Here is a 9,837-nt window from a genome sequence, read left to right as displayed (position 1 = left end):
AGACCAGGCGGGCAAACTCGCCCTCGATGCCGCCATCCGCGCTGAACAGCGGCACATCGTGCTGGACCTGGTGGGCAATGCCGGACAGCGTGAGCGCCACGTCCTTGCCAATGGTCACTTTGCCCGCCGCCAAGCTGGCGGCTGCGGGTATGGACGTGGCGTTGCCTCGCAGCGCCTCCCGCAGCCTCACCGCCGCCCCGTCCTGCAACAGCGCCGCCCCGGTCAGGCTGACGCTGGCCGGCGCATGGATATCCAGCGTCGTCCCCCCCGCCACCGTCAACCCGCCGCCCAACGTGTTGGCGGCTGCCGTGCCATTGCCGAATTTCAAGGTTCCGGCGGCGACCGTGGTGTCGCCGCCGTAGGTGTTGGCGCCGCTCAGCGTCAGCACGCCGGCGCCGTTCTTGGTCACCGAGCCTGTGCCGGAAATCTCGCCGCCATACGTCGCCGCATCACTGCGGTCGAAGACCAGCGCGGCGTTGTTGACGATAGCGCCCGTCACCGAGCCGGTGGCCCCGCCGTCGCCCAGCCGCAGCGTGCCGGCGGCGATGGTGGTGCCGCCGGTGTGGTAATTGTTGGCGGTCAGGGTCAGCGTATTGGCCCCCTGCTTGGTGACCGCGCCGGTGCCGGAAATCAAGCCAGGGAACGTCAGGTCATCGCTGCGATCGAAGACCAGCGCGGCATTGTTGAATATGGGCCCGGCCACGGAGCCAGAGACACCGCCGTCGCCCAGCCGCAGCGTGCCGGCGCCGATGGTCGTGCCGCCGGTGTAGGTATGATCCCCGGTCAGCGTCAACATGCCTGTGCCTTTCGAGCCCTCCCCCTTGGTCATCGATCCGGCTCCGGAAATCCTGCCGGCATAGGTGACGTCATCGTTACGCATGAACGACACGCTGCCCAAGGAAGAAATGTCGATATCCCCCAGCACGGAGCCGGTCGTGCCGTTGTCGCCGATCTGAAGCACGTTGTAGTTGGCGTTGGCGATGCTGGTGCCGCCGGTGTAAGTGTTGTCGCCAGTCAGAACCAGCCTGCCGCCCTCATGATGCAGCGAGCCCGAGCCGGAAATCGCATCGCCGTACGTTCCAACCCACTGAAACTGGTGCCGAAAGGCCAGCGACCCTTCATTGACGATATCACCCGTCAACATGCCGTCGTAGCCTCCTCCCACCACCAACTGGCCGCCTTCGATGGTGGTGACGCCGCGGTACGCCGTGCTATTGCCCAGCAAGGTCAGGGTGTTGGTTCCCTTCTTAGTGACCGTGCCGGCGCCGGAAATCACGCCCGCGTAGGCCACCGCATCGCTGCGGTCGAAAACCAGCGCGGCGTTTTCGGCCAGCGAGACCGGCCCGGCCACGGAGCCGGTGACGCCGCCGTCGCCCAGCCGCAGCGTGCCGCCCTCGACCGAGGTCTGGCCGGTGTAGGTGTTGGCGCCGGTCAGCGTCAGCACGCCCGCCCCCTTCTTGGTCAGGGCGGTGCCCGCCCAGCGCTGCTGCGTCAACGCCTGGCTGATGGTGTCATCCTGCCCCGCGTCGAGCGTGAACGTGCCGTGCGCCAACGCGGCGCTGGCATACCAGCTCAAGCCGTAGTTTGTCAGGTAGCTTTTGTTGTCCGCCGATTTCCGGACTTCCAGCATCCGGTAATCGCGGTAATCCGCCGTGTGGGGCGCGTCCATGACAATGCCGGCGAAGTCGCCCACGATGCCGTCGGTCGTGCTGAAGACCACTTTACTGCCGGGGGAAGTATCGGCCAGGTTGGGCAGGCGCAAGGTGACATCCCGGCCGATGGTCACTTTGCCCGCCGTCAGGCCGGTAGTGGCGGCATCGCCCGACAGCGTATCGTGGCGCAGCAGCAGCGTCGAGCCGTCCGACAACGTAATCTCGCCGCCCACGCGCAGCAGGGACGATGGATGGACGGCCAGCGTGGCATCTTTCGCCACCGAGACCGACCCGGTCAGCGCATTCAGGGAAGGCTTGGCGTCCTGGGCGCCGAACTGCAAGGTCCCGGCCTGGATCGCGGTGGCGCCGCCGTAGGTGTTGGTGCCGGTCAGGAATGTGGCGCCGCTTCCCGCCTGGGTCACGTCGCCCGCGCCGGAGATCTTGCCCGCGTACGTCAGGCTATCGCGGCGGTCGAAGATCAGCGCGCCCTGGTTGACGATGCTTCCCGCCATGGCCCCCGCCGTGCCGCCGTCGCCGATGCGCAGCGTGCCGGCTTCGATGAAGGTCTTGCCGGTATACGTATTCGCGCCGGTCAGCGTCAAGGCGTCGGCGCCCTTCTTGGTGACCGAACCCGACCCGGAGATCGCGCCGCCGTAGACCACCGGCCCCGTGTGGTCGAACACGAGCGCGGCGTCGTTGACGATGTCGCCCGTCACAGACCCCGACGCGCCGCCCTTGCCCAGTTGCAGCGTGCCGTCTTCGATGCGCGTACCGCCGCTGTAGACGTTGTCGGCGCTCAGGATCAGGGTGCCGCCGCCCTGCTTGGTCAGGCGCTTGCCGTCCCAGGCGGAATTGGTCTGCGCTGTATTATCGGCCAGCGCCACGGCCACCTCCAGCTCCTGGCCGCCGGCCACGCGAAACGTGCCGCTGGCCGCGTCGTCCAGCCCATCCCAGCGCAGCGAATACTGCAGGTTGCGGCCGTCGGCGCTGAGGTAGGCGTGCGGCGGCGTGGGTGCGCCCTCCAGCAGCACCTGGCCGGACCGCCACGGGCCGGTCAGGCCCGCCGCGTCGGTCGTGGTGATCAGCCGCACTGGCCGCTGGTCCCAGTCTTTGATGCGCGCGGACACCGTGCTGCCTGCGCCAAAAGACACGCTCTTGGCGGTCAGGCTCAGGCCTGGGGCGAAGGCCAGGGCGTGATCCTCACCGAATGCGGCCGCGCCCGTGAACGTGAGCGGCGCGCCATCCAGCGTAAGCCCGGTGTGCGCGCCCGCCGTCAGCGCGCCGGCCACCGTCGTCGCGACGTGGCTGAGGATGCGCAGGCTGACGGGATGCTCTGCATCCGCCCCGGCGGACAACGTCACGCCGCCGCTCATTGCCGCGTCGCGCTCGAGCGTCAGGCTGTTCGCGCCGCCGGTAAAGGCCAACGCGCCATCGCCCGCCTCGATGCGGCCGCTGGCGGTGATCGCCAGGTCGCTGCCGCGCAGGTCCGCCCCGCCCGTCCGGATGACGCCGCGGCTCTTGAGCGTGGCGCCATCGGCCAGGGTTTGCGCATGCCCGGCCAGATCCAGCACGGCGCCCCGCGCCAGCGTCAGGCCGGCGCTGTGCGCCAGCGCGTCGTCCGCGCCGGTGATCAGCGTGCCGGCTTCGAGGGTGGTGATGCCGGTGTAGGTGTTCGCGCCGGTCAGGGTCAGCGCGCCGGAGCCGGCCAGCGTGAGCCTGCCGCCGCCCGAGATCACCCCCGCGTAGGTCAGCGCGTTGCTGCGGTCGAAAATCACGTGACCCTGGTTGACGATGTCGCCAGCCACCGAGCCGGTGTCGCCGTTGTGCCCCACGCGCAGCGTGCCGGCCTCGACGGTGGTCAGCCCGGAGTAGGTGTTGTCGCCGGTCAGGATCAGCGTACCGGCGCCTTGCTTGGTCAGGCTGTTGCCGTCCCAGCCGCCGCTGGTGCTCACTGGCGTCAAGGCCGTGCCGACAGTGAATGTCTCGCCCTCGCCCAGCAGGAACCCGCCATGCGCCTTGGGCTGCGTGTCGAACCAGCCGAGTTGGTAAGTGGCCAGGTACCCGGTGCCGTCGTCGGACTTGCGGGTGCGCAGCAGCGACAGGTAGTTTGCGCTGCGCAGATCCGCGTCCGCGGCATCGCGGTCCGCGATCTTGCCGCCGATGGCGATGTCGGCGAAATCGCCGGCGATCTTGCCCTCCGTGACGCTGAACAGCGCCACATCCGTGGCGCTGGCGGCCGAAATACCAGACAGATTGAAGGTGGCGTTGGCGCCGATGGTCACGCCCCTGGCCCGCACGGTCTCCGAAGGTTCACCCGCCCGCGCGGCGGCGGCGGCCGCGACCGACAGCGTCGAACCGTCCTGCAGCGTCAGATCGCCGCGCAGGGTGAGCGGGCTGCCCGCGAACCCCGCGTCCGCGCCGGCGCCGACGATCACGTCGCCCGTCACCCGGGCCGAGGCGCCGCCCCGGTTGAGGACGGACAGTTGCGGCGCGCCGAACGCCTTGTCGTCATGCGACAGCACAATATCGCCATCGATGCTCGACCCGGCTTCGAGCGTGAGGAAGTTCACGCCGCCGGTCAGGCGGATGGCGGCGCCGTCGGCGCCCGCGGCGCCGTCCGCGGCGAGTACGGTGGGAATGCTTTCCCACTGCATCTCATGCTCCCCCGAGCCTCCCAGTCCGCCGGATCCGCCAGCCCCTCCCGTTCCCTTGACGATGTCGCCGCCGTTGGTAATGATCAAATCCGCGCCGGATATGGCATCGCCCCCCATCCCGCCGTCCCCGCCGGCGCCGCCCTTCGTGTAACGCATGACGCCGGACCAATAGTTGATCACCACCGCCGGGCCGGCGCCGCCGGCCCCGCCCTTGCCGCCCCCGCCGCCCTCTATCGTGGCGTCGCTGGCGTTCAGGATGCGCAAGCCGCTACCCCGGATCGCCGTTCCGCCGTCGCCCCCGGCGTAACCGGAGCCGCCGTGGACAGCGTTATAAAAAGAGTCGTAGACACGGTTGTCATCCGCCAGAGGTCTGCCCACCCTGCCCGCGCTGCCCGCGTTGCCTGCGCTGCCCGCGCCGCCCTGCAGGATTTCATTGTTCGTCAGGATGAGGCGCGCCCCGGAAACCCCGGCTCCGCCCGCGACGGCAACACCCGTGGGACCAAGGACGCCCCCTCCGCGAACGATGCCATCGTTCGTCAGGCTCAGACCGGAGCCCTGGATCCCATCGCCGCCGGTCGCCTGCCCGCCGCCGCCCGAGATGATCGTGCGGCCGTCGACAAGCACCTGGTTTTCCTCGGGGTCCACATCCGCGCGCGTGCTGAACACATACGCGGGGTCTCCTGTTTCCCCCAGGCCCCCGACCGCTTCCACCGGATAAGGATTCTGCTGCGCGGGCAGCTCGACGTGCTGCGGACCGGTGGCGGCCCATGCGCCGGCGACCGGCGCCGAAAGCGCCAGGACGGCGCACAGCGCGGCGGCCGTGTCGTTCAAGCGGAACGGGCCCTGCGGGGCCGTCGGGCGTGCCGGCGGCGCGGCCCGATCCCTTGCCTTGCCGGGCGCCACGATGGCGGATGTTGTCTTTTCGTTCGTTTTCTTTTTGTTCGAAACGCTATGAGGCAAGGGCCGCTGGTGGAGTAAGGTCATGACTGCCTATACGTGCGCCAGCCGCCGCAATCCACGACGGCCGACGAGTTCGTCCGGGAATGAGAAAAATGATGCGATGGCCAGAGGCAAACGCATCAGAAATTCTAGGCAGGGGGATGGGGGAAAAACGGAAACGGGCAGTGCTGAACTATACGTCCGCGGTGCTCCGCGGACGTATTCGTGCATCAATTCAGCGGCGGATACGACAGAGAAAAGATACACCAGGACGGCAAGGCGCCGTCAAGCGGCGCGCCGACCGCGTGGCGGGTCGGCCGCGGGCGCGCGCCCGCCGAACTGCGCCGATTGCCGGCGCAGCGTCGGCGGCGCTTACTGCAACAGGCTGCGCAGCATCCAGGCGTTCTTTTCGTGCACGTCCAGGCGCTGGGTCAGCAGGTCGGCGGTCGGCTGGTCGTTGGCGGCGTCGGCCTTCTCGAAGGCGGCGCGGGCGGTCTTGGCGACCGACTCATTGGCGTTGACCAGCAGGCGCACCATTTCCAGCGCTTCCGGCACGGATTCCGGCTCGGCGATGGACGACAGCTTGGCGTACTCGCGATACGTGCCCGGCGCGTAGTGGCCGAGGGCGCGGATGCGTTCGGCGATGCTGTCCAGCGCGTTCCACGACTCGGTGTACTGGGTCATGAACATCAGGTGCAGGGTGTTGAACATGGGCCCCGTGACGTTCCAGTGGAAGTTGTGCGTCATCAGGTACAAGGTGTACGAGTCGGCCAGCAGCTTGGACAGTTCACCGGCGACGGCGGCGCGGTCCTTGTCCGAAATGCCGATGTTGATGCGCGGAACGCTGGGGGTCTTCTTGGAGGACTTTGCCATTGCTAGCTCCCTGTGGGGTTGGTAGACAAAACGAGGATAACACCGCGATTGCGACAATCCGGCCCAAAGGCCGGCCGGCGCAAGGCGGCTTGATCGAGCGCAAATGCGCTCGCAATTTCAATCCTGCACGGCCGCGGCTTCGTCCGACAGCATCCGCACGCCGGGCAGTTCGCATTCGTACACCGCCTGGGCCAGCGCCTCGATCGCCGCCAATCGCGGAAAGCTGCGGCGCCAGGCCAGCACCACGCGGCGCTCGGGCACGTGGCCCTCGAACGGCAGGTAGCGCAGCAGGCTGTTGGACGGCGGCTGCTCCGGCACCGCCGTCACCGGCAGCACCGTCACGCCGATGCCGGCCGCCACCATGTGGCGGATGGTCTCCAGCGACGATCCTTCGAAGGTGCGCTGGATGCCGTCGCTGGCCGCCGAGAAGCGCGACAGCTCCGGACACACCTCCAGCACCTGGTCGCGGAAACAGTGGCCGCTGCCCAGCAGCAGCATGGTCTGCTGCTTCAGGTCCTGCGCGTCGATCGATTCGCGCTGCGCCAGCTCGTGGTCTTGCGGCACCGCCACCACGAATGGCTCGTCGTACAGCGGCTGCATCACCAACCCCGCTTCCGGCAGCGGCAACGCCATGATGGCGCAATCGATCTCGCCCTGGCGCAGCAGCTCCACCAGCCGCACCGTGAAGTTCTCCTGCAGCAGCAGCGGCATCTGCGGGGTGCGGCCGATCTGCACCGGCACCAGGCGCGGCAGCAGGTACGGGCCGATGGTGTGGATCACGCCGACCCGCAACGGACCGGCCAGCGGGTCATGCCCCTGGCGCGCGATCTCCTTGATGCTGGCGCTTTCCTCCAGCACCTTCTGGGCCTGGGCGACGATGCGCTGCCCGATGGGCGTCACGCCCACTTCGGCCCCGCCCCGCTCGAACAGCGTCACGCCCAGCTCGTCCTCGAGCTTGCGGATCGCCACCGACAGCGTGGGCTGGCTGACGAAACAGGCCTCGGCCGCCCGGCCGAAATGGCGCTCACGGGCCACGGCCACGATGTATTTGAGTTCGGTCAGAGTCATGGACTAGGCCCCGGGGGTTGGGCGCCGGCCCGATGGGCGGCGCTGGAAAATGAAAAGGTCATCGCAAACCCATCCGTCAGGTGCGCAGGAAGTCTTCCCTGCCCCGCATCCAGCGGGCCAGGTGCGCCTCGACGGCGGCGGGATGTTCGGCGCGCAGCCAGACCGCGGCGTCGCGCGCCTGCTCGGCGATCTCGGCGTCGGTTTCCAGGTCGGCAAAGCGCAGCAGCGCCATGCCCGACTGGCGCGTGCCCAGGAATTCACCGGGGCCGCGTTGTTCCAGGTCGCGGCGCGCGATCTCGAAACCATCCGAGGTCTCGAACATGGCGCGCAGGCGCTCGCGCGCCACCTGCGACAGCGGCGTCTGGTAGAGCAGCACGCAGACGGATTCGGCGGTGCCGCGCCCTACCCGGCCGCGCAACTGGTGCAGTTGCGCCAGGCCGAAGCGCTCGGCGTGTTCGATGACCATCAGCGAGGCATTGGGCACGTCCACCCCGACCTCGATCACGGTAGTGGCCACCAGCAGGTCGACCTCGCCCTCGCGGAAGGCCTGCATCACGGCGGCCTTCTCGGCCTGCGGCAGGCGGCCATGCACCAGGCCGATGCGCAGGTCCGGCAGATCGACGCGCATGCCCTCATAGGTATCGACCGCGGTCTGCAGTTCCAGGGCCTCGCTTTCCTCGACCAGCGGACAGACCCAGTAGGCCTGCTGGCCACCCCGCGCGGCCTGCGCGATGTGGGCGATGACTTCCTCGCGCCGCGCGTCCGACACCAGCTTGGTCAGCACCGGCGTGCGCCCCGGGGGCAGTTCATCGATCACCGACACGTCCAGGTCGGCGAAGAAGGTCATGGCCAGCGTGCGCGGGATCGGCGTGGCGCTCATGTTGAGCTGGTGCGGCACGATGCGGCCGCGCACGGTCTCGCCCTTGCGCGTCAGCGCCAGGCGCTGGCCGACGCCGAAGCGATGCTGCTCGTCGACGATCGACAGCCCCAGACGATGGAATTCGACGTGGTCCTGGATCAGGGCCTGGGTGCCCACCACCAGTTGCACGCTGCCGTCGGCCGCGGCGGCGGCGGCTTCTCGGCGCGCCTTGGCCGTCAGGCTGCCGCTGAGCCAGGCGACGTTGACGCCCAGCGGCTGCAGCCACGACACCAGCTTGCGGAAATGCTGTTCGGCCAGGATTTCGGTGGGCGCCATCAACGCCACCTGCGCGCCGCCGGCAATGGCCTGGGCCGCGGCGATCGCGGCGACCACGGTCTTGCCGCTGCCGACATCGCCCTGCAGCAGACGATGCATCGGATACGGCCGCGCCAGGTCCGCCGAGATTTCGGCCACCACCCGCTGCTGCGCGCCGGTCAGCTTGAACGGCAGCGCCTGGTACAGCCGGTCCACCAGGCCGCCCGGCTCGTCGCGCACCGGCAGCGCCTCGGCTTCCTTGGCGCGGCGCGCGGCGCGCGCCGCGGCCAGCGACAGTTGCTGGGCCAGCAGTTCATCGAACTTGATGCGACGCCAGGCCGGATGCACCCGGTCCAGCAGCGCCGCTTCCGATTCGCCCTGCGCGGGCGTGTGCAGCGCGCGGATCGCCGGCGCGAACGGCGGCAGGTCGTAACGCGCCAACGCCTGCGGCGGCAAGGTGTCGGACAGGTCGGCGCGGTCGAGCGCCTGGGCGATGGCGCGTCGCAGCGTCAATTGCGGCAGGCCCTCGGTGCTGGGATAGACCGGCGTCAGGGCGGTGGGCAGCGGCGCGTCGGCATTGGTCAGGCGCGGATGCACCATCTCGCGCCCGAACAGGCCGCCGCGCACTTCGCCGCGCGCCCGCAGGCGCCTGCCGACGGTGACCTGTTTCTGCTGGCTGGGATAGAAATTCAGCCAGCGCAATTGCAGCTCGCCGCTCTCATCCGCCAGCGTGGCGGTGAGTTGCCGGCGTGGCCGGTACAGCACTTCGGATTTGGTGATCTCGCCTTCGACCTGGCCGGCAAAGCCCGGCCGCAACTGGCTGATCGGGATGACGCGGGTTTCGTCCTCGTAGCGCAGCGGCAGGTGCAGCACGAAGTCCTCGGGCAGCACCAGACCCAGGTTACGCAGCTTGCGCTCCGTATCCGTCATGGCTTTGCCGGCGCCTTTGGAATCGGCGCCGGATCGCTTGGTAGCCACTGCCGCGGCCGGCATATGGGATGAAACCCTGGGAAAAACGCGTGGAGGCGTTACAGGACCAGGATCGCCTCGACCTCGAACTGCGCGCCCTTGGGCAGGCTGGCCACGCCGACCGTCGAACGGGCCGGGAACGGCTGCGGGATGAGTTCGGCCATGATGGCGTTGGCGGCGGTGAACTTGCCCAGGTCGGTCAGGAACAGCGTCAGCTTGACCACCTGGTCCAGCGTGCCGCCGGCGGCCTCGACCACGGCCGTCATGTTGGCGAATGCCTGGCGCACCTGGGCATCGAAGTTCTCGGAGACCAGGTCGCCGGTGCCGGGCTCGAGGCCGATCTGGCCCGAGAGGTAGACGGTCTTGGTGCCAGTGACGGCAACCGCTTGCGAGTAAGGGCCGACGGCGGCGGGCGCGGCGTCGGTATGGATGATTTGCTTGCTCATGGGCGGAATCCTTCTGGTGACGGATAGCTACAACTATCGGATTTTAATCGGCAATAGGGTTT

General features: G+C 68.7%; 5 protein-coding genes. All 5 read right to left on the bottom strand.

The window, feature by feature from the left end:
• The coding region (locus HV742_RS26090; protein WP_175146731.1) for an autotransporter-associated beta strand repeat-containing protein at positions 1–5,137 on the bottom strand (5,137 nt) is incomplete at its 3' end.
• Positions 5,138–5,617: 480 nt separating this feature from the next.
• Complete coding sequence (locus tag HV742_RS26085; RefSeq protein WP_006386428.1) at positions 5,618–6,118, bottom strand: Dps family protein; 501 nt, start codon at positions 6,116–6,118, stop codon at positions 5,618–5,620.
• A gap of 117 nt (positions 6,119–6,235) precedes the next feature.
• Positions 6,236–7,186 (bottom strand): LysR substrate-binding domain-containing protein, encoded by a 951-nt coding sequence (locus tag HV742_RS26080; protein ID WP_006386427.1) that lies wholly within the window; start codon positions 7,184–7,186, stop codon positions 6,236–6,238.
• Positions 7,187–7,262: 76 nt separating this feature from the next.
• On the bottom strand, positions 7,263–9,353 hold the full coding sequence (gene recG / locus HV742_RS26075) for an ATP-dependent DNA helicase RecG (RefSeq protein ID WP_175146730.1): 2,091 nt from the start codon (positions 9,351–9,353) through the stop codon (positions 7,263–7,265).
• Between the two features lie 35 nt (positions 9,354–9,388).
• Entirely contained in the window at positions 9,389–9,775 is a 387-nt protein-coding gene (locus HV742_RS26070; RefSeq protein ID WP_049073531.1) for a Rid family detoxifying hydrolase, read from the bottom strand.
• Positions 9,776–9,837: the final 62 nt, after the last annotated feature.

The sequence above is a fragment of the Achromobacter ruhlandii genome, from assembly GCF_902859695.1.
Taxonomy (GTDB): Bacteria; Pseudomonadota; Gammaproteobacteria; order Burkholderiales; family Burkholderiaceae_B; genus Achromobacter; species Achromobacter ruhlandii.
Note: the sequence above shows the minus strand (reverse complement) of the source record. Positions and strands in the feature narration are given on the sequence as shown.